The organism is Proteiniborus sp. (assembly GCF_040308045.1).
GTDB lineage: Bacteria > Bacillota > Clostridia > Tissierellales > Proteiniboraceae > Proteiniborus.
The window spans coordinates 1-23,098 of record NZ_JAWRHZ010000060.1; the positions used below are offsets into that span (position 1 = coordinate 1).

Sequence of the window (23,098 nt, forward strand, 5' to 3'; positions counted from 1 at the left end):
ACTTTTTCAGTGGTCTCGAACCGTCCCCATTGCATATTCCATTGCATATTCCATTGCATATTCCATTGCATATTCCATTGCATATTGCTGAATTGTTGTAATAAATTCCCATAAAAAATTTTAAAAAAATTATTGACTTTAATACTGTACGTGGTATAATAGATTTTGTCGGTAAGAAAAACAAAACACGCGGGAGTGGCGGAACTGGCAGACGCGCTAGACTTAGGATCTAGTGTCATAGACGTGGGGGTTCAAGTCCTCTCTCCCGCACCACAACAGCCAATGGTATATTCCATTGGTTTTTTTATATATTTTTTAAAAAATGTATGGCATAATTGGACATGGGAAGAATTTATGATATAATATAGTGGTTAATTATATATTTGACGATTTTATGCTAATTGTAACATAAAAAGACATTAACACTATTTGCGGTATATAGGTATTATTTTAAATTTTTACATTCACACTATACATAGACATCAGCCTATAAAATTACTTTCGATTATTTGTCAATGATATAAATACGTGTGAATCAAAGAGACTAATATAAAGGTTTAAGGAGGAAAATTAATGAGTTCAACATTTGTAAAAAAAGAAGGTAATATTGTCACTTTAAAAATTGAAGTAGACGCAGAAACATTTGAAAAAGGAGTTCAACAAGCTTATTTAAAAAATAAGTCAAGATTTAATATTCCAGGGTTTAGAAAGGGAAAAGCTCCTAGAAAGATAATTGAAATGAATTATGGAGAAGGAGTTTTTTATGAAGATGCAATAAACATTGTATTCCCTGAAGCATATGATAAAGCTATAGATGAACTTAAACTTGATCCTGTAGATAGACCATCTATTGATATTGAAGAAATTGAAAAAGGAAAACCAGTAGTATTTACAGCTGATGTTACTGTAAAGCCTGAGGTTAAACTTGGCGAGTACAAGGGTATAGAAGTTGAAAAGTCAGAGTATAATGTTACAGAAGAGGAATTAGAAGCTGAATTAAAGAGAATGCAAGAGAGGAACGCAAGAATTATAGATGCTGGAGATAGACCAGTAAAACAAGGCGATATCTTAACTATTGACTACTCAGGATTTGTTGGAGAAGAGCAATTTGAGGGAGGAACAGCACAGAACCAACCTCTTGAAATTGGATCTGGCAGATTTATTCCTGGATTTGAAGAGCAGCTTATAGGAAAAAATAAAGAAGAAGAAGTAGAAGTAAAGGTTACATTCCCAGAAGAATATCATGCAGAGGAATTATCAGGTAAAGATGCTATTTTCAAAGTTGTAATACATGAAATCAAAGAAAAAGAATTACCAGCTCTAGACCATGAATTCGCAAAGGATGTAAGCGAATTTGATACACTAGATGAGCTAAAAAATGATATAAAGAACAGACTTCAAAAACAAGCAGAAGATAGAGCAAAAGCAGAAAATGAAAACAAGGTAGTAGAAAAAATAGCAGATGCATGCGAAGTGGATATTCCAGAGGTTATGATTGACAGACAAGTAGATGATGATATAAATGATTTTGCATATAGGTTAAGATACCAAGGATTAGAATTTGAAAAATACTTAGAATTAACTGGTACAGGAATTGAAGATTTAAGAAACCAATTTAAACCTAATGCTGAAAAATTAGTAAAAGTTGATTTAATATTAGAAGCTATATCTGAAAAAGAAGGAATAGACTCTACAGAAGAAGAATTAAATGAAGAGCTTGAAAATATTGCTAAACAATATAATCAAGATGTTGAAAAGTTAAAGGGAAACATAAAAGGCGACGATTTAGAGTATATTAAGAAGGGTATAATTAAGAGAAAGACAATTGAGTTTTTAGTAAAAGAAGCTAAATTGTCTTAATAAGTCAATCAGGGAGGAGATAACATGGCTTTAGTTCCAATGGTTGTTGAGCAAACAAACAGAGGGGAAAGATCATATGATATTTATTCAAGACTTTTAAAGGAAAGAATCGTTTTTATTAGCGATGAAATTAATGACGTTACTGCCAGCCTTGTAGTAGCACAACTTTTGTTTCTTGAAGCCGAGGATCCAGACAAAGATATTCAGTTATATATAAACAGTCCTGGAGGATCTATTACCTCAGGCTTTGCTATATATGATACAATGCAATATATTAAACCAGATGTTTCAACTATATGCATTGGTATGGCAGCAAGCATGGGTGCATTTTTACTTACAGCAGGAGCTAAAGGGAAGAGATACGCTCTTCCAAATGCTGAAATAATGATACATCAGCCTTTAGGTGGTACTAGAGGTCAAGCTGAAGACATTAAAATTCATGCTGAGAGAATATTAAAATCAAGAGATCAAATAAACAAGATATTAAGTGATAGGACTGGGCAACCTCTAGATAAAATTGCAAAAGATACAGACAGAGATAATTTTATGTCTGCCGAAGAAGCCAAAGAATATGGTATAATAGATGAAGTGATAGCATTTAGGAAATAAGTTTGTTAGGAGAGGTGAACCATGCCAAAATATGAAGAAAAGCAGCTTAAGTGTTCATTTTGTGGTAAATCTCAAGAACAGGTAAGAAGACTTGTCGCAGGACCTAATGTATATATTTGTGATGAATGTATTGAGTTATGTCAGGAAATAATTGATGAGGAATTTGAAGATACTTTTGAACTTGAGATGAAGGAACTACCAAAACCTGAAGATATAAAGAAGGTTTTGGATGAGTATGTAGTGAAACAAGATAGAGCAAAAAGGGCTTTAGCTGTTGCAGTATATAATCACTATAAGAGAATCAATAGGAAATCAGCATCTGATGATATAGAACTACAAAAAAGTAACATAGTTATGATTGGACCTACTGGTTCAGGGAAGACCTTATTAGCACAAACATTAGCAAGGATACTTAATGTTCCTTTTGCTATTGCAGATGCTACGTCTCTTACTGAAGCAGGATATGTAGGAGAAGATGTTGAAAATATATTGCTAAAGCTTATTCAAGCTGCTGATTATGATATAGAAAGAGCAGAAAAAGGTATAGTATATATTGACGAGATAGATAAAATTGCTAGAAAGTCAGAGAATCCATCTATAACTAGAGATGTAAGTGGTGAAGGAGTTCAGCAGGCCTTACTTAAAATTCTTGAAGGAACAGTAGCTAGTGTTCCTCCACAAGGTGGCAGAAAACACCCACACCAAGAGTTTATCCAGATAGATACTACTAATATTTTATTTATAGTAGGTGGGGCATTTGATGGACTAGAAAATATTATCCAAAGAAGAATAGGTAAAAAATCCATGGGATTTGGTGCCGATATACAAAGTAAAGATATAAAGGATTTAGGAGAGGTATTAAAACACTTACAACCTGAGGATTTGCTTAAGTTTGGCCTAATTCCAGAGTTTGTAGGTAGACTTCCAGTTATGGTTACCCTAAATCTTCTAGATAAAGAGGCTCTAATAGAAATATTAACTAAGCCTAAAAATGCTCTTGTTAAACAATATAAAGAGTTATTTAGTATGGATGGTGTAGAGCTGGAAATAGATGATGAAGCCTTAGAAGTAGTGGCTGAAAAGGCTATAGAGAGAAAATCTGGCGCAAGAGGCCTTAGAGGAATACTGGAAGAAGTAATGTTGGACATAATGTATGATATACCTTCTAGGGAAGATATTGAAAAATGTGTTATTACAAAAGATACAATATTAAACAGGAAAGAACCTACCCTTGTTCTTTCTGATAAGAGAAAAAAGAAGAAAACTAAAAAATCTAATAAAGAAGAAACAGCATAAAAAAACCCGCAATTTGCGGGTTTTTACTTATGCATAACTAACAATAACTCTCTTAAAGTCTTTATAGCTACAGCAGTTGAAGCTCCACTTGGATCATAGTGTGGAGATAGCTCATTAATATCTGCACCTACAATATTTAACTCAGACATTTTTAATATACAATTTAGTAGTGTAGAGTAATCTACTCCACCAGGTTCAGGTGTTCCTGTACCAGGGAAAACAGAAGGATCCAATACATCTAAGTCAATAGTAACGTAGACTGGTTTTCCTTTAGTTTTCTCAACAATATAATCAATATCATCACAATTATATCTATTTTGATGAAGATGTTCCTTAGCCCATTCAAACTCTGTTTTGTCACCAGAACGAATACCCATTTGAAATATCTTTCCGTCTCCTACAAGATCCCATACTCTTCTCATTACAGTTGCATGAGATAGTTCTTTTCCGAAAAATTCATGGCGTAAATCTGTATGAGCATCAAAGTGAATAACATGTAGCTCAGGATATTTTTCTACTATGGCTCTTACAGTTCCTAAAGTTACTAGATGTTCTCCACCAATCATTACAGGTATTTTATTATCTATTAAAACATCTTTAGTAAAATTGGAGATAATATCTAATATTTGCTCAGGTCCTCCATAAGGAAGAACCAAGTCACCATAGTCAAATACAGATATTTCACTTAAATCTTTATCCTGATATGGACTATAGGTTTCAAAACCTAAAATACTGTCTGATCTCATTGCTTTGGCAGCAAATCTAGTTCCAGGTCTATATGATGTAGTTCCATCATAAGGTGCACCGAAAAGCACAATATCTGCCTCTTCATATGTTTTATCACAGCCTATAAAATTTAAAGTGTTCTTATTTATTGTCATTTTCAATCATTTCCTTTACGTAATTTGGTAATGCAAAAGAGCCTTTATGAAGTTCTGTGTTATAATATTTAGTTTTTATTCCTAAAGCATTCCATCTATTAGCATCTAAATCATTAACAGGATCAACTTTTTTTGATGCAAAACCAAAAAGCCAGTGACCTGATGGATATGTAGGAATATGTGCTTGATAGACCTTACAAATAGGGAAAAGTTCTCTTATTCTCTTGTGAGCCCTTTTCATTGAGTTTGCATATTCGTTATAGTATGGACTTTCGTGTTGATTAACTAAAACTCCTTCATCATTTAGTGCCTTATAACAATTTCCATAGAACTCTCTTGTAAATAGACCTTCACCTGGACCAATAGGATCTGTTGAATCTACAATAATAAGGTCATATTCATTTTCTTTTGAACGAACGAACTTAAGTCCATCTTCAAAATACAATGTGACTCTTGGATCATCGAATTTAGCTGCAGTTTGTGGAAGAAACTCTTTGCAGACATCAACGACTAACTTATCAATTTCTACCATATCTATTTTTTCAATTGAACTATATCTAGTTAATTCTCTAACAGTTCCGCCATCACCTGCTCCTATAACAAGGACATTTTTAATGTCCGGCTTTGCTGCCATAGGAACGTGAACTATCATATCATGATAAATGAATTCGTCCTTCTCAGTTACCATCATCAATCCATCAAGAGTGAAAAATCTTCCAAACTCTTCTGAGTCAAAAACATCTATTTGTTGGAAAGGACTTTCCTTACTGTATAGCTGTTCTTTTATTTTTATTGAAAATCTTACTGTGTCAGTATGTTCTTCTGTATACCATAATTCCACTAAATACACCTCCCTATATATCTAAAACATTTATATAACCAAGTTCCATATCTTCCATTCCTGTTACAAGGCATCCTATATCTTTTGAGTATAAAATATAGTCTAATGATTCCTTTGTTATCATTTCTCCAGGAGCTAAGATAGGTATTCCTGGTGGATAGCACATTATAGATTCTCCACTAATTTTACCAACACTTTCCCGTATTTTAATTTTCTTTTTCTTAGCATAAAATGCTGTTTTTGGAGAAACTTTTATTACAGGTGATATATATTCATGATCAATCATATTAGTTTTACTTTTTGAGTGAGTTCTTTTTATTTCTGAAAGAGCGGATACTAATCTTTCAATAGCAAAATAGGTATCACCTACAGAAATAATTGCTAAGAAATTAGCCAAATCCCCAAACTCTAATTGAATTGAATAGTCATCACGTAGTATATCATATACCTCAATACCTGCAAGACCTATATTTAAAGTGTGGACACTAAGCTTAGTTCTATCAAAATCATAAGTACTATCACCATTTATAATTTCCTCTGAAAAAGCATAGTATCCGCCGACTGCGTTTATTTCATTTCTAGCATATTCTGAAAGCTCCAATACTCTTGCAAATATATCTTTGCCATTTAATGCAAGGTTTTTACGAGCAATATCAAGTGAGGACAACAATAGATAAGACCCACTAGTGGTTTGTGTCATATTTATTATGGTCCTTACATAGTCAGGATTTATTCTTTTTGTATTGGCTAGTAGTAAAGAACTTTGCGTCAATGAACCTCCTGTTTTATGCACACTAACAGCAGACATGTCTGCTCCTAAATGCATAGCAGCAGGTGGGAGATTTTCTCCAAAATAAAAATGTGTCCCATGAGCCTCATCTGCAAGAATTAGCATATTATTCTTATGTGCAATATCTATAATGCTTTTTAGATCTGAGCAAACCCCATAATAGGTAGGGTTATTAACAAAGATAGCTTTAGCATCAGGATTTTCAGCTACTGCTTTTTCAACATCTTTTACAGACATTCCTAAAGGAATACCTAGAGTTTTGTTTATTCCTGGGCTAACATATATGGGAATAGCGCCATTTAAAATAACTGCATTAATTGCGCTTCGATGAACATTTCTAGGCATAATTATTTTTTCTCCTTCTTTACATGCACTCATAATCATTGCTTGTACAGCAGAAGATGTACCATTTACCATAAAAAATGCTCTATCACAATTAAATGCATCTGCAGCTAATTCTTCTGCATCCTTTATAACAGATGTAGGATGATTAAGATTATCAAGAGGCTTCATTGAATTCACATCAACAGAAAGACACTTGTCTCCGAGAAAGTCTCTAAGCATAGTATTGCCTTTTCCTTGTTTGTGACCTGGTACGTCAAAGGAGACTATTCTTGTGTTTCTATAATCAATTAAAGCATCATGGATAGGTGCAGATTCATGTTTTAATTTATTCATTTAGTCATCACCCTCCATTTATCTATAGATATTCATTCCATAATAAATTTCAATCATTTCACGAGAAATTTTATCTCTGATTTCGCGGCGCTCATTAGGAGAAAGCTCGCGAACATCTTTGTTAAATAGATAATTGCTTAAATTTATCTCACTTAACATCATTTTTGTGTGAAAAATATTTGACTGATAAACATTAACGTCAATTGCATCATATTGATTTAAAGTATCTTTATCTATAAAATTCTGTATAGAATTTATTTCATGATCCATGTAATATTTATTTCCTTCAACATCTCTTGTAAAGCCCCTAACCCTATAGTCAATAGTCATGACATCAGAGTCGAAGCTCGCTATAAGATGATTTAGAGCATTTAGAGGAGAAATAGTACCACAGGTAGACACATCAATATCAACTCTAAATGTTGTTATATCATTATCAGGGTGAAATTCTGGGTAGGTATGCACAGTCACATGACTTTTGTCTAAGTGTCCCACAACGCTATCTCTCAAAGCGACACAATTTAAATTGCCCTTATTACAGCTTGGATCAATTACATGGACTGGAATAGCCTCCTCAGTAATGAGAATAGTAACACTTGCTCCCTGAGGTTCATAATCCTGCTTAGAAATATTTAGCACATGAGCACCTATTATTTCAGTTACTTCACATAGAATTTTAGTAAGACGTTCAGAGTTATATTGTTCATCGATATAAGCAATATAATCCTGCTTATCTCTTTCTGTTTTTGCATAGCAGACATCATAGATATTAAAACTAAGTGTCTTAGTCAGGTTATTAAAACCATAAAGCGTTAATTTATTCTCTTTCAACCCTATCATCAGCAACCTTTCTTTTATATATTTATAAAAATCTACATAATTATATATAAAATTATCCGAATATGCAAGCAAATATTGCGGTAAAACCAATAAAAGAACTAGGCTTTTTCTGCTAATTTTTTTGTTTTTTTTACCTGTATTATACATACCCTTTTTATATATCTTCTTTCAAAAAGACATTATTATTCCTTTGTCAATATTTTTATCAAATATAGAATATATATGTTAGAATAAAGGTTAGAATAATATAAACAAATATTGACTATATACTATTGTTTAGGGTAACATTTATAATAGACTCAATCAACAAAATATAATTTAAGATTTACATAAAAATACCTATAGATAAACATAGTGTCAAAGGGAGTTGAGAACATGGAAAAGCAGAACTATAAAGTAGAAAAGAGAAATATACCACTGATACCATTAAGAGGGCTTTCTATATTTCCTTATATGGTTGTCCATTTTGATGTGGGAAGAGATAAGTCAATAAATGCTTTAGAAGAAGCAATGGTTAATGATTCCTTAATATTTTTAACAGCTCAAAAAGAAGCTGACATAGATGTACCTAGTACTGATGATTTTTATCATGTTGGAACAGTATGTAAAATAAAACAATTATTGAAGTTACCAGGGGACAATATAAGAGTATTAGTAGAAGGAATTAACAGGGCTAAAGTAACTGAAATTATTATGGAAGAGCCTTATTTTGAAGTAGCAATAGAAGAGTTAATTTATAATGAGGAAATCATAAAAGATAAAAAGATAGAAGCTCTTATGAGAATGGTAATTGACTCATTTGAGGATTACATAGGCATAGGAAATAGAGTATCTGCGGAGGCACTTGTAAATGTATCAAAAATAGAAGAACCTGGTAGATTAGCAGATGTGATTGCATCCTATATGTTTTTAACACTTGAAAACAAGCAAAAAATTCTTGAAGCTTTTCATCCTTACAAGCGTCTGGAAACCTTGCAAGTCATATTAGGTGAAGAAATAGAAATATTAAAGCTAGAAGAAAAAATAAGCCAAAGAGTTAAGAAACAGATAAATAAAGTACAAAAAGAATATTATTTAAGAGAACAATTAAAAGCTATACAATATGAACTTGGAGAAGATGATGAACTTTTAGAAGAAGTAGATAACTACAGGGAAAAGATAGAAAACATAAAAATGCCTGAAGAAGTAAAAGAAAAGGCTCTTAAAGAAGTTGATAGACTCCTTAAGCTATCTCCTTCATCTGCTGAAACAGGTGTTATCAGAACTTATCTTGACTGGATTGTAGAACTACCTTGGGATAAAGAAACTAAGGATAGGGTTGATATTAAAAAATCAAGAGAAATACTTGACGCGGACCATTATGGGCTTGATGATGTAAAAGAAAGAATACTAGAATATTTGGCAGTTAGAAAGCTGGCAAAAGGAATTAAAGGACCTATACTATGCCTAGTAGGACCTCCTGGAGTAGGTAAGACATCTATTGCTAAATCAATAGCAAAATCACTTAATAGAAAATTTGTTAGAATGTCCTTAGGCGGGGTGAGAGACGAAGCGGAAATAAGAGGACATAGAAGAACTTATGTAGGTGCTATTCCTGGAAGAATAGTATCATCTATTAAGAAGGTCAGTTCAAAAAATCCTGTGTTTCTTTTTGATGAGATAGATAAACTGAATAGTGACTTTAGGGGAGATCCTGCTTCAGCTCTATTAGAAGTATTAGATCCTGAGCAAAATAATACTTTTACAGATCATTTCCTTGAAGCTCCTTTTGATCTTTCAAAGGTAATGTTTATAACTACAGCAAACACAACTGCATCTATACCAGGTCCACTTCTTGATAGGATGGAGGTCATTAGGATTTCAGGTTATACAGAGGAAGAAAAGCTTCAGATAGCTATTAGGTATTTATTGCCTAAGCAAATGAAGGAGCATGGTTTAAAAGAGGAAAATGTTCATATATCTGAAAATACTATAAGAGATATAATAAACAATTATACTAGGGAGTCAGGAGTAAGGAATCTTGAAAGAAATATTGCAAATCTATGTAGAAAGGCTGCCAAGAAAATCGTGGAAGATAGTGTAAATACTGTAAGAATTAATAGCGGGAACTTAAACAAATACCTAGGGATTCCAAGATACAGGCATGAGAAAGCTCAAGAAGAAAACCAAGTAGGTATAGCTACTGGGTTAGCTTGGACTACAGTAGGTGGAGAAACTTTATCTATAGAGGTTACACCTATGCCTGGAACTGGAAAGCTTCAGCTTACAGGGCAGCTAGGAGATGTGATGAAGGAATCAGCTATGGCTGGAATCAGCTATATAAGGTCAAAGGCAGCTGAACTTAAAATTGATGAAAACTTCTATAAAGAAAAAGATATTCATATACACGTGCCAGAAGGTGCTATTCCAAAGGATGGACCATCTGCAGGTATTACTATAGCTACAGCGGTTATATCTGCGCTTTCAAATATACCAGTAAACAGAAATGTAGCTATGACAGGAGAAATTACATTAAGGGGAAGAGTTCTTCCTATTGGTGGAGTTAAAGAAAAAGTATTAGCAGCTAATAGAGCAGGTATAACTAAGGTTCTTCTCCCAATGGATAACAAAAAAGATTTAGAAGAAATTCCAGACAAGGTAAGGAGAAAAATGGAGTTTGTATTTGTGAAGACTATGGACGAAGTCTTAAGCCATGCCTTAGTTAAAGAGGATGATAATAATGAGAATTAGAAAAGCTGAATTAGAGGCAGTAACTGGAAAGCCCTCTCAGTATCCAGAAGAAGGCATAACAGAAATTGCACTAGCAGGAAGATCAAATGTAGGAAAATCTTCTCTAATAAATACTCTAATAAATAGAAATAATTTTGCTAGAACAAGTGGACAGCCAGGAAAAACTCAAACTATAAATTTCTATAATATAAATGGAGACTTTAGAATAGTTGACCTGCCTGGATACGGATATGCAAAAGTATCTGTAGCCGAGAGACAAAAATGGGCAAATATGATAGAAAAATATCTTACAAGCAGGCAAAGCCTTAAGGAAGTAGTGCTCCTGCTAGACATAAGACATGAGCCTGGTGAGCATGACAAAATGATGTACGACTGGATAAAATCCTTCGGCTACAAAGGCTACATCATAGCCACAAAGGCAGATAAAATATCAAAAGGTCAATGGCAAAAATATGTAAGCATTATTAAGAAAAAATTAGAGGTTGAAAATACTAGCCTAATCATACCTTTTTCTGCATCTAAGAAATTAAATTTAGAAAAGGTGTGGGAGACTATAGAGAGTATGTTGGAAATGCATGAAGAAAAGATTAGCTTAGATAAAACACAAACCGAGGATGAGTAATTTTCCCTCGGTTTTGTTTTATACAGCCAACCTAGTCATTATGATTCTTTAAAAAAGAAGTTGAATTTCTTATAGATAAACTAACATCCACTACATAATCATTGACTTCCTTACCATCTAGCAAATTAAGCATTAAGTCAACAGATTTTACTCCTATTTCTTCTGAACTTTGCTTTACAGAAGTCAAAGAAGGAGTAATAATAGGTGCGATTAACCCATCGTCATAACCAATAACTGAAATATCATGAGGAACAGATATCCCTTGTTCTGACAGTAGTTTTATAACACCTGAAGCAACTAAATCATTTGGTGCAAGTAATCCATCTATATCAATTGAATCTGCTATAACTTTTTTAGCAGCGTTGTACCCTGATATGTGATCATACTTGCATATAAAAACTAATGAAGGATCAAAGGGTATACCTTCTTCTTCTAAAGCTTGAATATAACCTTTAAATCTATCCAGAGTTGTATAAAATCCTGATTCTGGGGATGAAGACATTTTCAATATATTGCTTGAATCACATGGAGGATTCCAAAATCCTGCTAAAAAGCAAATACGCTTTCGTTTTAGTCTCAGCATATATTTTGTAGCAATATAACCGCCCTTTATATTATCAGCATACACGTGAGGTCTATTTGAAATTATATTTCTACGGAAAGCAATGACAACAGGAATGTTTTTAAAGTATTCAATCTCTGTAAATGCTTCATTTCTTGCTACAGGACAATAGATTAAGCCATCTAATACAGAGCGTGATAAATGCTCTAGCGACTTTTTTTCTTGATCCAAGCTTCCATTTGAAGAAGAAACCATTAATGTATGATAACTATCTTGAGCACGAGTTATTGCTCCTGCCAGTATACCACTATAAAAAGGATTTGCTATGTCAGGAACAAGCAATCCGATTGTTCCTGTTTTTTGACCTTTCATAAAACGAGCAGCAGCATTAGGCTTATAATTTAATTGTTCTACAGCCTTCCAAACTGCTTTCTTAAGTTCGGGCTTAACGCTGGTTTTACCATTCAACACTCTAGAAACAGTTGATATAGAAACATTAGCGCATTCAGCTACATCTTTAATAGTAATAATTTTTTCCATACTCATACTCCTATAAAAAAACAATTATATATCTAAGTAATTATAGCATATATTTGCTTTTATGTAAATTTTTTGGCTTAAAAGCAATCCTGAGTCAGAATTGTTAGTGAAATAAAATAAGCTTCAATTATAATAAACCAGTAATATGCCACCAAGGTATTTGAACTAAAAGAACTGTAATATAAACAACAGCAGTTAGAGGAATACCCATTTTAATAACATGGGTATCATCATACATACCAAAATCTTCACCTAATCCTACAAGCATAGTCATATGCTGATATGGCAAAATGTAATGAAATGCTACTGAAGTATATACTAGTAACACAGGAACTAGAGGATTTAATGATGATGAAGCAAAATAATCTAAAAAAGCTGGAATTGCAATACCCATTACTGCCATAACACTTCCTAAAACCATATGAAGAGCTATAGATACTGTTACAATTAACAAGGCTAAAACAAAGATATTAGATGGCATTTGGGAAGGTAAAATAACCGAAGCAATCCAGCTATTCATACCAGTAACACCACCAACTTTGCCTATAGCCAAGGCAGCTGTTAAGAACAAAAGTGTATCTATTGGAACAGTCTTCCATGACTCTGCTGTAATAACATTACCTATAACTGGCATGCTCATCATTATTGATATAATAATAGTAATCCAACCTAAATCAATTCCGTGCCATGAGTCAGTCATCCAAAAAGCTATTGCAACAACTACCCAAAAAATTGTTCTTTTCTCTAAAGATGTTATATTACCTAATGCAGAAAGCTTATTTTGAATTACTGTTTTATCTATACTAAACTTTTTACTTGGTTTAAATAATATAAGTATAAGTATACAAGTAAAAATGCTAGCTGCTAATGCAGGAACTCCCATTTGATAAAGCCAGCCAAGCCAACCTAAATCTTGTCCAGAAAAAGTAACTGCAATTATATTTATTGTACTGTCAGCTGTTAAAAATATCATAGCTGTAGGCACTGAAGCAGCAAATACTGTAAAACCAATAATTGCAGCATCTTTTTTTTCGAGATTCGCACTTTTGATTATCACATGCATAACTGAAAGTACTAAAAAAGCTCTCGGCCATGGATGAGGTATTAATAAACCTAGAATAATCTGAAGCACAAAGGAGGATATTATTATACTTTTAAAAGAATTAACATATTTCAAAATAAACATATAAGCAATTCTTTCACCGAGGCCCGATTTGTTTACAGCATCTGATATCAAATATGCCCCAATTACTAAATAAATAGTGGATGTAGTCCAAAGAGAGAAAACATCATTAGAGGGTGCAACCTTGAGCACAACTAAACTAACTAAGAACAAAATTGATGAATAACCTGCATTAGTTACCTTCGTTGCCCAAAAAATCACAGTCATTAAACTTAAGGCTAGACACTTTTGCCCTTCAGGGGGAATGCCATTTAAGTTTATATTCCATATAATTATTGCCACCAAAATCCCAGCAATAAAACCAATTTGCTGTTTATGTTTGTTCAAAGCCGACATTTCATACCACCTTTCATATGTATATAATAAATCATTAACCAATATTTTGAATATAGAATATATGAAGACTGTGTTTTTTCAAGACTTTTATCATGACATATTAATTAATGATTTTTAAGTTGATGATGTGAGAAAACTAATTATCGATTCAGCAAACGTTTGCTAAGTTTCAGCAATATTAAGTATATAACAAAATTATTAGTTTGACAACAACTTTCTCCAAAACCATCAAAAGCTTGAAAAATTAGGTGCTAACAATTTAAAAAGAGAATTTTTATAAAAGCTATTGACAAATCTAGTTTGCTACTTTATACTGAAATTGCAGAAAACGTTTGCTAAACACATAGTAAAAAGAATATTGGAGGGAGATTTGTCTTATGAAAAAATTTATTGCTTTACTTATGGTAACACTGATTATTTTAGTAAGTTTAGTTGGATGTAGTACAGGAGGAAATTCTAATACTCCAGAAAACTCAAATCAAAAAGTAGCTGATAGCTCAGAAAGTAAAACTGATTTTCCAAGCAAAAAAATAACATTAATTGTTCCTTGGTCAGCAGGTGGAATTACTGACAGAGTAGCAAGAGTTTTTGCACCTTTATTTGAGAAGAATTTAGGACAACCTATTACTGTAGTTAACAAGGAAGGCGCTTCTGGAGCTATAGGTACAGAATTTGCCCATGGAGAACCTAATGATGGTTATACTGTATTATTCTCAGCAGAAACTCCTGCAGTATTTCAAGTAATGGGAACTAGTAAATTAGGATTTAGTGATTTTGATGCATTAAAGATGTTGATTCAAGATTTAAAGGTAGTTGTAGTTCCTAAAAATTCACCATACAATACTTTTGAAGAGTTAGTAGCTGATATTAAAGCTAATCCTGGAAAAATAAAAATGTCTTATTCAGGTCCTGGTGCAAGTGGTCATATTCAAGGTCTTTTATTTAAACAATTAGGATTAGACGTATCAATGACACCATATGGTGGTGGAAATCCATCAATGATTGCAACAATAAGTGGAGAAGTAGACTTTACTTTTGGAAACTATGGCACAGTAAAGGATTATTTAAAGGTAGGAGATTTAAGGGCATTAGCTTTATTTGACAATAAGAAGTCAGATGCATTACCAGACGTTCCACCTATGACAGATGTACTTCCTGAGGCAGATCCATACTTACCTTTATATTTCCCTAATAGTTTATTAGTTAAAAAAGGAACTTCGGATGAAGTTAAGAATGTTTTAATAGAAGCTGCTGAAAAAGCTCTTCAGGAGCCAGAGTGGAAAGAATTTGTTGAATCTCAATCATATACGACTTTGGATCATTTAACTGTAGAAGAAATAGATGATTATTGGGCTAAATTCACATCGATTACTTCGTGGCTATTATATGATGCAGGTGTAGCACAAAATAACCCTGAAGATTTTGGAATAAAAAGATTTGAAGAATAATTATTTATCTAAAACAATTACAACACTCCCTCTTCTTCGATAAGAGGGAGAAAACTATTTATCTAATGAAATTACATAGTATAGGTGGTATTATTTAAAGTCTATAATTATCTATTAAAATATTGTTTAGGGAGGGATTACTATTAACAGAAATTCAATTCTAAAAAACAATGAAGTTCTAGAAGGGTTACTGCTTTCATTAGTAAGCATTTTCTTTATAAAGGAATCCTTTGTTTTGCACAATAATCAATCATGGGCATTATCGCCTGCTTTGTTTCCTATAATCATTACTGTATTAGTATTACTATTTTCAATATCTTTAATAATTAAGGGTATAAAAGCTTCTAATACTAAAAAAGAAGCTGATAATATGGATAATTGGAAACAGTTTTTACTTATTATATTGCTATCTTTTATATATTTAATTATTCTTCCAAAGATTCATTTCCTTCCATCTACTATTATATATTTGTTCTTCTTTCTATGGATCTTAGGAGAAAGAAAATGGTGGTTGCTAGCATCAATGTCTATTGTTACCCCATTACTTATACAATATTTATTCGGAAATTTATTAGATGTCTTTCTGCCATAAGTTTAGAAGAAAGAAAAGGAGCTGAATAGTTTGATTAAAGATATATTATCAGTTATAGATCTTAATTTTATTATGCTCGTAGTTGCAGGCTCAGTAGCAGGGCTTTTTGTGGGAGCTATGCCAGGACTTTCTGTAACTATGGCTACGGCTTTATTAGTATCTGTTACTTTTACATGGGAAGTAAATAGTGCCATGGCTCTTATAATGGGAGTATTTACAGTTGGGGTTTATTCAGGAGCAGTTACAGCTATTTTGATAAATATTCCTGGAGCACCTTCCTCTGTAGCTACAACCTTAGATGGATATCCTATGGCCAAAAAGGGAAGAGCTTTATTAGCTCTTAAAACTACAGCTTATTATTCATTTTTAGGTACTATGATTGGATTAATTGTATTAGCAATTAGTGCAAAGCAAGTTGCTAAACTGGCTTTAGCATTTTCACCAATAGATTATTTCTTATTAGCGCTCTTTGGGCTAACTACTGTAGGTTCTTTAACTTCAAAGAATTTTACAAAAGGTATGATAAGTGCCTTTATAGGAGTTTTTATTAGTACTATTGGTATGGACCCGATAATGGGAATTGGAAGGTTTACTTTTGGTAATGTAAATTTACAAAGAGGTATTTCTATAATTCCTGCATTAATTGGACTTTTTGGACTTTCAGAGATACTATATCAAATTGGCAAGAAATCTGTACAGTTAGAAGCATTATCTGTATCTAAAGAAAAGATACCTCTAAGAGAAACATTAAGTCATTGGGCATTAGGAATACGTTCATCATTGATTGGAGTATTTATTGGTGCTCTCCCTGGAGCAGGCGGTCCTGTAGCATCACTTCTTGCATACGATCAAGCTAAAAAGACTACTAAAAATCCTAAGGTACCTTTTGGAGAAGGGGCTGTTGAAGGAATTGTAGCTAGTGAGGCAGCCAATAATGGATGTATTGGAGGAGCACTAATACCTATGTTGACACTGGCTGTTCCAGGAGATGCTGTAACAGCAGTTATACTATCAGCTTTTTATGTTCATGGACTTAGACCAGGACCTTTGTTATTTAGTGAAACTCCTGAAATGTTTAGTGTCATACTTGCAGGAGGCTTTATAGGATGCATAATGATTTTAGCGCTAGGATTAACAGTAGCGCCATTATTGGCTAAAGTTGCTACTATTAAGCAAAGACATTTATTTCCTATAGTCTCTGTTTTATGTATTATAGGCTCATACGCAGCTAGTACAAATACTTTTGATATACTATTAATGCTAATCTTTGGAATAGTTGGAGTTATCATGAGAAAAAGAGATTATTCGGTTGCACCTATGGTTTTAGGATTAGTATTAGGAGGAATAATGGACTCTAATTTTAGAAGAGCAATGTCACTTCTTAGCTCGTCTCAAAATATTGTTGGAGATTTGTTCTTCAAGCCAATTACTATTGTATTGACTATAGCAGTTGTATTTTCTATTCTATCTAACTTTATTTCAATTGAGAAAATTAAAAAATCAATTTTTAAGAAAGAAAAGCTTGCATAGGGAAATTCATATATTTAGACTAGTATAAAACTATAAATATTCTAACAGGAGGTTATTTAATGAAAGCATATGTTTCAAAGAAAAATCTTTCTGGTTCTATATCAGTTCCAGGTTCTAAAAGTCATACTATAAGAGCGGTAACTATTGCAACTCTTGCAGAAGGAAAATCAATTATCAAAAACCCACTTCCAAGTGCAGATGGAATTGCAGCATTAAAAGCAGCTGAATTATTTGGTTCTAAATATACTATTGAAGAGAATAGATGGATTGTTGAAGGAGTAGGTTCCAATCTTAAAGTCCCAAATGACATTGTAGATATTGATAATTCTGGTACAGCTTTATATTTTATGACAGCTTTAGCATCTTTAATACCTGAATGGAGTGTGCTTTCAGGCGATGCACAAATAAGAAAAAGACCAATACGGAAGCTACTAGAGGCTTTAGAAATGTTAGGAGCAACGGCTTTTACAACAAGAAGTGAAATCGATGCTTCTCCAGCAGTTATTAAAGGACCTATTAAGGGAGGAACTACAAAACTTGATGGAAGGTTATCTCAATTTGTATCTTCTATATTAATGGTAGCACCAATGGTTAATGGAGGTGTTAGGATAGAAGTTGAAGCTCCTAAAGAAACACCATATATTGATTTGACTATTGACTGGATGGAGAAAACAGGTATTAGCCTAGAATATGATAAAGAAAACTATAAATATTTTGAAGTAAAAGGACCACAAAAGTACAAACCATTTGATCTTACAATACCAAGTGATTGGTCAGGAGTAGCATTTCCTTTATGTGCAGGAGTTTTAACTGATTCAGAATTAACTATTAAAGACCTTAGCTTAGAAGATAAACAAGGAGATGCAAAGATAGTTGATATTTTAATTGAAATGGGTGCAGACATTACAATCAATAAAAATGATAATAGTATTACTGTGAGAGGTGGAAAAGAGCTTAAAGGGAAAAGAGTTAATTTATCTAATATGCCAGACTCTCTTCCTATGCTATCAGTTGTAGCTGCCTATGCAAAGGGAGTTACAAGATTTGAAGGAGTAGGAATTGCACGAGCAAAAGAAACAGACCGTGTAGCAGTAATGAAAGAAGCACTTACTAAAATGGGCGTTGAGATTGAAGACGATATGGATTCTATGACAATTTATGGAGGCAAACCTTTACAAGGAGCAACAGTGGAAAGCTATCATGACCATAGAAATGCAATGGCATTATCTGTTGCAGGATTAATCGCAGAAGGTGAAACTATAGTTAATGATGTAGAATGCGTTAAAGTATCTTTCCCAAATTTCTATGAAGCTATGAATAACGTAGGTGCAGGTTATATACTTAAATAACAAAATAATAGACAATGAGTATCATCGCACTATTAAGGCATCCAAAAAATTAATTTTAGAAAACACATAGAGAACTATAAAGAGTATTTTGTAAATGCATAAAGAAAATATTGAATTAGATAGTATAGAGCCTAAGGAAGAGTAGTTTCCTTAGGCTTTTTATGTATTTATTGGATTACTAAGTTCTTTATGATAAAAGTCATTAAAACGGCATATTAGACTGAAAAAAGTATCTTATATTGATTATGTATTCATGTACTTGGGAAAAAGTGGTAGCATAAAAGCAGAAAACTGTGAGCGAAAATGAACAATTATTTGAATTGATGTCTAAAATGTACGGTGAAATGCAAGAAGGCTTTAGAGAAGTTAAGGGAAGACTTGACAAGGTAGAGGGTAGGTTAGATAGAGTAGAAAAAACAGTTCTCCATATTGAAGATGATCATGGTAAAAAGCTACAAGCCTCATTTGATGGCCATATTCAATTAAACAGTAAGTTGGATCGAATAGAAAATGAAGTAACAAGACATGAAGAAATAATAATTAGGAAAGTAAAATTTAACCGTGGGTCAATATTTTCCCACGGTTAAATTATGTCTAAATAGCAAACAATGTATTATTAGCTTCCTCAATCTCTTCTTCAGTTAAAGCACTTAATAGTATTTGGGTATCGTTTATTTGATTTAATCCTTCTTCAATTTCATCAGAAACATTTACAGTTATCATTCTAAATTCCTTTTTTTCCTTTATAAACAAAAATTCCTCAACAAATTCTGGCTCAATATAGGCTTTCCCATCGGTAATAAAAACAATATCAGCATATTTGTATCTAGCACTACTTATGAGCTCTATAGATTTTTCAAGTGGTTCTATAAAATTAGTTCCACTACCATAAAAAAATGTTGCTAGCTCATAGAGCTTATTTGGTTCTATCCTATGCTTAGTGAACTCAAGAACCTTATAAACCTTATTAGAAAACATAATTGCAACAAATTCTCTTTTTTGCTTAATAGCTATATCTAATAGAGAAATGGCAACTGATTTTGACCAAACCTCAAGCTCTCCTTCCATAGAGCCAGAGGTATCTATACAGCAGATAATAGGACCTTTGGATTTAGCTCTGTTATTTTTATATTTATAAGATAGCAATTCTTTTTGAGTTAGTTTTTTATAGAAGCTTTTTTTAGTACTTTCTCTAGCTAAAAATAGTTTTTCAGAAGGCAGGATTTTGTGTATTTCGTTTCCCAACTCAACTCCACAAACCTCTAGTCCTTCTTCCTTTACTTTTTTTCTTTGAAGCTCACTGGCAGATTCTTTAAACCTACCAGCCATTTCAGATATATCTTTTACTTTTCTTAAGGTTCTTAATTTTGCACTAACTTCAATTTTTTCTTCATAAGAGGTAGGAGTCAGCCTGTTATCATCAAAACCCCAAGTAGCTATAGTTTTAAATGTGGCTAAAAATTGCTTCAGAGCTTCAGAAACACTGGTATAAACCAAATTATGATCTGAAATATATTTATCTATATCATTAATATTATTTAATATTTTATTTTTTATAGCTCCTAAGGATATTGTATCTTTTTCTTTAGAATCTTTATCTCTTCTATATTCCTCAATATATTTGACCTGATTATTTAACTTAGCACTAAAGGCTTTACTATTCATAGCAAGTTCCTTGAAGCTTTTTATAAGCTCTTGCCCCAATAAATCTGTTGCTAATATAGATTTAAAAAAATTTAAGGAACAGCTTTGCTTTAAATCTTCGAATTCATCTATTTCAAATAGTTTTTTTATTATAACAGAGTTAAACCAATATTCAGGACTTATGTTTTCCATAGCTTTAAACACAATATTCTTTTTAAATAAAGACAAGTACATATCTTCACTTAGCTTTTCAAATGTACTTATTGTCTTTTTAAAGCTCTCCATATTTTCAATAATTCTAGGAGAATTTTTAAAAATATTATTATAAATATCTAAGTCTAACTCAAAAAACTCTACAGTATTACAGGATAAAGTATCCATAGCTACACTCCTTCTCGGGAAAAAAACTTCTATGCACCAAACATTAGGATGTCATCATCATCAAATTGCTTAGATAATGTATCTATATGAGCTTTAATATCTTTTTCCAGCATAAACAATTTATTCTTAATATCCTCTTCTATTAGTTCAGGTTGTTTTAGTAGCCTATTAGCTTTTTCATAAAGATATTCTAGGGAATTTTTTATCTCAATGAGTATTCTTGTATCATTTATGCTACTTGCAGATGAGACTAATTCTTTATATTGTTTTTTTATGCTGTTGTATTCTTTTTCATAAGGAGAAACTATTTTTTCTTTTAATATTTCGTCTATTTTTTCAATATCATCTAAATTACTCCAAAGAACATCTCTAAGAGCTTTAAGGTCAGTTAATACAACTTCATATCTTTTACCTAATAATGCAGTTGCTCTTAGTACGCTTAGACATTCATTTTGCCTTCTATCAGATATTACAATTCCATTTTGGAAAAGTAAGTTTATTAATGAAATGTATTCCTTTAGGATAAAATCAGATATTTTAACCTCTTGTAGAGATTCTCTTAATAGGTTTAATTCATTTAAGGATATAGTCGTATAGCTATCCTGCTTACTCTCTTTATTCAAAAAGCCTTTGAACATTTTCATTTTGTTTTGAATGTCACCTATATAATCTACATACATTCTAAACATCATTCTATCATACAGAGCCATTAGTGAATCCTCTTCTGGGAATTCGTTAGAAGCAGCGAATAATGTTATTAAAGGAACATCAAATGGCTGTCCATCATTGTAGAATAGCTTTTCATTTATTATAGGAAGCAATATGTTTAAAGTTGGTTCATTACATTTAAAGACTTCATCTAAAAAGGCTATTTCTGCTTCTGGCAGCTTACCTTTAGTTACTCTCAAAAATTTATCATTTTCCATTTCCTTTATGCTGAATGGACCCAATATCTCTGCTGGGTCAGATGTTCTATTTAATAGCCAAGAAAAATATCTACCGTTTTCAATTCTGCTGCATAAAGCGTTAGTTAAGGCACTTTTAGCAGTTCCAGGAGGACCAATTAACAAAACAGCCTGTCCTGTTATTAGCGCTTTAATGCTGTTTTCTATAATCTTTTCTCTTTCAACAAATATATCATTTAATTCCTTAGAAATATTATTTAGCTTATCAATTGCAGCATTGATTTGTGTATTCATAAAATTCCTCCTAATCACATAGAATATGTTATACTACATGTTTTCATATTTCAACTTTTTTTTAATGCTTAGATTGTCTTTTTATGGATGATTTTCTCAAAAAATAAAAATAAGCCTGACTGATGACCAGACTCACTTTTTCATATTATTGATAATAATTATTATACAAGGTACTAAATTGATTTCTGTTTTCAGAAAGGTTATCAAAAAATGATAAGCCCCCAATTTATAGGGGCTTAAGGTTACAACTATTCTTCTTTTTCAAAATCATCTTTTGAAGCACCACATACTGGACATACCCAATCATCTGGTAATTCTTCAAAAGGTGTTCCTGGAGCTATTCCACTATCTGGATCTCCTTCAGCTGGATCATAAACATACCCACATGGTATACATACGTATTTGTCCATAATAATCCCCTTTCATTTATGTTTTATGTACAATAAGATGATACCCCAAAAAGCAGTATCTAAAACAAGTTTGCTCTATATATTATATATTATTTTAGCAATAATTTATACTTGCTTTTTATAACTTTTAAAAAAATAAAAATGTGGTATAATAAAAATTGTAAAAAACTAACTTAAATTCATAACTTGTATTTTATTCTGATTAAGCTATATTTTTTTGGGTAAATTCATAATAACATAGCAGTTTATCATATATAGAATGAAGGGATTCAGTTGAATTTTAGATTAAAGCAGACAATAAAAAGTGATTTATATAATATAAAAATAACAATGGAAGATATATTAAAAGAGCTTTGCAAAATAATTAAGGACGAGTCCCTATTATTTGATATTAGGCTTATATTAAATGAACTTGTAGTAAACAGCGCATTGCATGGGAATAATTGCGATGCTAATAAATTCATTAAGTTACTTTTAGAGATACATGATAAGCGTATTAAAATTGAGGTAATTGATGAAGGCTGTGGATTCATATTTGATAGAGATGACTATGACCCCTTAGAACTTAAGTGCTGTGGAAGAGGTCTTGTTATAGTAGATGGCCTAAGTGATGAATTCTATGTAGATAAAAATAAGGTAATTTCGATAAAATATATCTAAACCCTCCATTTAAGGAGGGTTTTATTAATTTTTGTCTAACATAGTATGTCGAAATTCTTGCATTTATGTAATATTTGGTATAAACTAAAATAAATAGTTAAATCTTGGATTATTTGC

At 32.2% G+C, this 23,098-nt stretch carries 20 protein-coding genes and 1 tRNA gene; 12 read left to right on the forward strand and 9 right to left on the reverse strand.

The window, feature by feature from the left end:
* Window positions 1-189 precede the first annotated feature (189 nt).
* From ABV008_RS12510 to clpX, 4 genes are all read left to right on the forward strand, one after another.
* Window positions 190-273 (forward strand) — tRNA-Leu (locus ABV008_RS12510).
* A 300-nt stretch (window positions 274-573) separates the two neighbouring features.
* Window positions 574-1,860 carry a trigger factor gene (gene tig / locus ABV008_RS12515; protein WP_352420167.1) on the forward strand — a complete coding sequence of 429 codons (1,287 nt, stop codon included), beginning with the start codon at window positions 574-576 and terminating at the stop codon, window positions 1,858-1,860.
* Window positions 1,861-1,884: 24 nt separating this feature from the next.
* The gene (gene clpP, locus ABV008_RS12520; RefSeq protein ID WP_352420168.1) at window positions 1,885-2,469 is read left to right on the forward strand and encodes an ATP-dependent Clp endopeptidase proteolytic subunit ClpP; all 585 of its coding nucleotides are present in this window, start codon (window positions 1,885-1,887) and stop codon (window positions 2,467-2,469) included.
* A 21-nt stretch (window positions 2,470-2,490) separates the two neighbouring features.
* Window positions 2,491-3,765, forward strand: a complete 1,275-nt coding sequence (gene clpX / locus ABV008_RS12525) for an ATP-dependent Clp protease ATP-binding subunit ClpX (RefSeq protein WP_352420169.1) — start codon at window positions 2,491-2,493, stop codon at window positions 3,763-3,765.
* A 23-nt stretch (window positions 3,766-3,788) separates the two neighbouring features.
* Here clpX and speB read toward each other — a convergent pair whose 3' ends face one another.
* The 4 genes from speB to speD are packed head-to-tail and all read right to left on the reverse strand — an operon-like array spanning window position 3,789 to window position 7,795.
* Entirely contained in the window at window positions 3,789-4,646 is an 858-nt protein-coding gene (gene speB, locus ABV008_RS12530) for an agmatinase (protein WP_352420170.1), read from the reverse strand.
* Window positions 4,633-5,487: a polyamine aminopropyltransferase gene (gene speE, locus ABV008_RS12535; RefSeq protein ID WP_352420171.1), complete on the reverse strand. Its 855-nt coding sequence runs from the start codon at window positions 5,485-5,487 to the stop codon at window positions 4,633-4,635. The genes speB and speE overlap by 14 nt, the downstream gene beginning before the upstream one ends.
* A gap of 13 nt (window positions 5,488-5,500) precedes the next feature.
* Window positions 5,501-6,955 (reverse strand): aminotransferase class I/II-fold pyridoxal phosphate-dependent enzyme, encoded by a 1,455-nt coding sequence (locus tag ABV008_RS12540; protein ID WP_352420172.1) that lies wholly within the window; start codon window positions 6,953-6,955, stop codon window positions 5,501-5,503.
* 18 nt (window positions 6,956-6,973) lie between these two features.
* Window positions 6,974-7,795 carry an adenosylmethionine decarboxylase gene (speD, locus tag ABV008_RS12545; protein WP_352420173.1) on the reverse strand — a complete coding sequence of 274 codons (822 nt, stop codon included), beginning with the start codon at window positions 7,793-7,795 and terminating at the stop codon, window positions 6,974-6,976.
* 375 nt (window positions 7,796-8,170) lie between these two features.
* Between speD and lon the strand changes: the two genes are divergently transcribed.
* A complete protein-coding gene (gene lon, locus ABV008_RS12550) occupies window positions 8,171-10,525 on the forward strand; it encodes an endopeptidase La (RefSeq protein ID WP_352420174.1) in 2,355 nt (784 codons plus the stop codon).
* Complete coding sequence (gene yihA / locus ABV008_RS12555) at window positions 10,515-11,147, forward strand: ribosome biogenesis GTP-binding protein YihA/YsxC (protein WP_352420175.1); 633 nt, start codon at window positions 10,515-10,517, stop codon at window positions 11,145-11,147. Before lon ends, yihA begins: the two co-directional genes overlap by 11 nt.
* Before the next feature lie 31 nt (window positions 11,148-11,178).
* Here yihA and ABV008_RS12560 read toward each other — a convergent pair whose 3' ends face one another.
* The gene (locus tag ABV008_RS12560; protein WP_352420176.1) at window positions 11,179-12,249 is read right to left on the reverse strand and encodes a LacI family DNA-binding transcriptional regulator; all 1,071 of its coding nucleotides are present in this window, start codon (window positions 12,247-12,249) and stop codon (window positions 11,179-11,181) included.
* A 127-nt stretch (window positions 12,250-12,376) separates the two neighbouring features.
* On the reverse strand, window positions 12,377-13,768 hold the full coding sequence (locus ABV008_RS12565; RefSeq protein ID WP_352420177.1) for an SLC13 family permease: 1,392 nt from the start codon (window positions 13,766-13,768) through the stop codon (window positions 12,377-12,379).
* A 377-nt stretch (window positions 13,769-14,145) separates the two neighbouring features.
* On the opposite strand from ABV008_RS12565, the gene ABV008_RS12570 reads away from it, so the two are divergent.
* The 5 genes from ABV008_RS12570 to ABV008_RS12590 all read left to right on the forward strand — a co-directional run bounded on the left by ABV008_RS12570 (window position 14,146) and on the right by ABV008_RS12590 (window position 19,274).
* Entirely contained in the window at window positions 14,146-15,216 is a 1,071-nt protein-coding gene (locus ABV008_RS12570; RefSeq protein WP_352420178.1) for a tripartite tricarboxylate transporter substrate binding protein, read from the forward strand.
* Between the two features lie 190 nt (window positions 15,217-15,406).
* Window positions 15,407-15,808 carry a tripartite tricarboxylate transporter TctB family protein gene (locus ABV008_RS12575; RefSeq protein WP_352420266.1) on the forward strand — a complete coding sequence of 134 codons (402 nt, stop codon included), beginning with the start codon at window positions 15,407-15,409 and terminating at the stop codon, window positions 15,806-15,808.
* A 30-nt stretch (window positions 15,809-15,838) separates the two neighbouring features.
* Window positions 15,839-17,338 (forward strand): tripartite tricarboxylate transporter permease, encoded by a 1,500-nt coding sequence (locus tag ABV008_RS12580; RefSeq protein ID WP_352420179.1) that lies wholly within the window; start codon window positions 15,839-15,841, stop codon window positions 17,336-17,338.
* 59 nt (window positions 17,339-17,397) lie between these two features.
* A complete protein-coding gene (gene aroA / locus ABV008_RS12585; RefSeq protein ID WP_352420180.1) occupies window positions 17,398-18,687 on the forward strand; it encodes a 3-phosphoshikimate 1-carboxyvinyltransferase in 1,290 nt (429 codons plus the stop codon).
* A 293-nt stretch (window positions 18,688-18,980) separates the two neighbouring features.
* Entirely contained in the window at window positions 18,981-19,274 is a 294-nt protein-coding gene (locus ABV008_RS12590; RefSeq protein ID WP_352420181.1) for a hypothetical protein, read from the forward strand.
* Window positions 19,275-19,281: 7 nt separating this feature from the next.
* On the opposite strand, the gene ABV008_RS12595 is transcribed toward ABV008_RS12590, so the two are convergent.
* The 3 genes from ABV008_RS12595 to rd all read right to left on the reverse strand — a co-directional run bounded on the left by ABV008_RS12595 (window position 19,282) and on the right by rd (window position 22,321).
* Entirely contained in the window at window positions 19,282-20,712 is a 1,431-nt protein-coding gene (locus ABV008_RS12595) for a hypothetical protein (RefSeq protein ID WP_352420182.1), read from the reverse strand.
* A 29-nt stretch (window positions 20,713-20,741) separates the two neighbouring features.
* Window positions 20,742-21,911 carry an AAA family ATPase gene (locus ABV008_RS12600; RefSeq protein ID WP_352420183.1) on the reverse strand — a complete coding sequence of 390 codons (1,170 nt, stop codon included), beginning with the start codon at window positions 21,909-21,911 and terminating at the stop codon, window positions 20,742-20,744.
* 248 nt (window positions 21,912-22,159) lie between these two features.
* On the reverse strand, window positions 22,160-22,321 hold the full coding sequence (gene rd, locus ABV008_RS12605) for a rubredoxin (RefSeq protein WP_352420184.1): 162 nt from the start codon (window positions 22,319-22,321) through the stop codon (window positions 22,160-22,162).
* A 273-nt stretch (window positions 22,322-22,594) separates the two neighbouring features.
* Here rd and ABV008_RS12610 point away from each other — a divergent pair, with 273 nt between their 5' ends.
* A complete protein-coding gene (locus ABV008_RS12610; RefSeq protein ID WP_352420185.1) occupies window positions 22,595-22,981 on the forward strand; it encodes an ATP-binding protein in 387 nt (128 codons plus the stop codon).
* Window positions 22,982-23,098: the final 117 nt, after the last annotated feature.

Excerpts from the sequence above, each read along its gene's own strand:
- aroA (WP_352420180.1), top strand. The coding sequence starts at position 17,398 with ATGAAAGCATATGTTTCAAAGAAAAATCTTTCTGGTTCTATATCAGTT.
- clpP (WP_352420168.1), top strand. The coding sequence starts at position 1,885 with ATGGCTTTAGTTCCAATGGTTGTTGAGCAAACAAACAGAGGGGAAAGA.
- ABV008_RS12540 (WP_352420172.1), bottom strand. The coding sequence starts at position 6,955 with ATGAATAAATTAAAACATGAATCTGCACCTATCCATGATGCTTTAATT.
- lon (WP_352420174.1), top strand. The coding sequence starts at position 8,171 with ATGGAAAAGCAGAACTATAAAGTAGAAAAGAGAAATATACCACTGATA.
- ABV008_RS12570 (WP_352420178.1), top strand. The coding sequence starts at position 14,146 with ATGAAAAAATTTATTGCTTTACTTATGGTAACACTGATTATTTTAGTA.
- clpX (WP_352420169.1), top strand. The coding sequence starts at position 2,491 with ATGCCAAAATATGAAGAAAAGCAGCTTAAGTGTTCATTTTGTGGTAAA.
- ABV008_RS12560 (WP_352420176.1), bottom strand. The coding sequence starts at position 12,249 with ATGGAAAAAATTATTACTATTAAAGATGTAGCTGAATGCGCTAATGTT.
- rd (WP_352420184.1), bottom strand. The coding sequence starts at position 22,321 with ATGGACAAATACGTATGTATACCATGTGGGTATGTTTATGATCCAGCT.
- ABV008_RS12565 (WP_352420177.1), bottom strand. The coding sequence starts at position 13,768 with ATGTCGGCTTTGAACAAACATAAACAGCAAATTGGTTTTATTGCTGGG.
- ABV008_RS12600 (WP_352420183.1), bottom strand. The coding sequence starts at position 21,911 with ATGAATACACAAATCAATGCTGCAATTGATAAGCTAAATAATATTTCT.
- yihA (WP_352420175.1), top strand. The coding sequence starts at position 10,515 with ATGAGAATTAGAAAAGCTGAATTAGAGGCAGTAACTGGAAAGCCCTCT.
- speB (WP_352420170.1), bottom strand. The coding sequence starts at position 4,646 with ATGACAATAAATAAGAACACTTTAAATTTTATAGGCTGTGATAAAACA.
- ABV008_RS12595 (WP_352420182.1), bottom strand. The coding sequence starts at position 20,712 with ATGGATACTTTATCCTGTAATACTGTAGAGTTTTTTGAGTTAGACTTA.
- speD (WP_352420173.1), bottom strand. The coding sequence starts at position 7,795 with ATGATAGGGTTGAAAGAGAATAAATTAACGCTTTATGGTTTTAATAAC.
- tig (WP_352420167.1), top strand. The coding sequence starts at position 574 with ATGAGTTCAACATTTGTAAAAAAAGAAGGTAATATTGTCACTTTAAAA.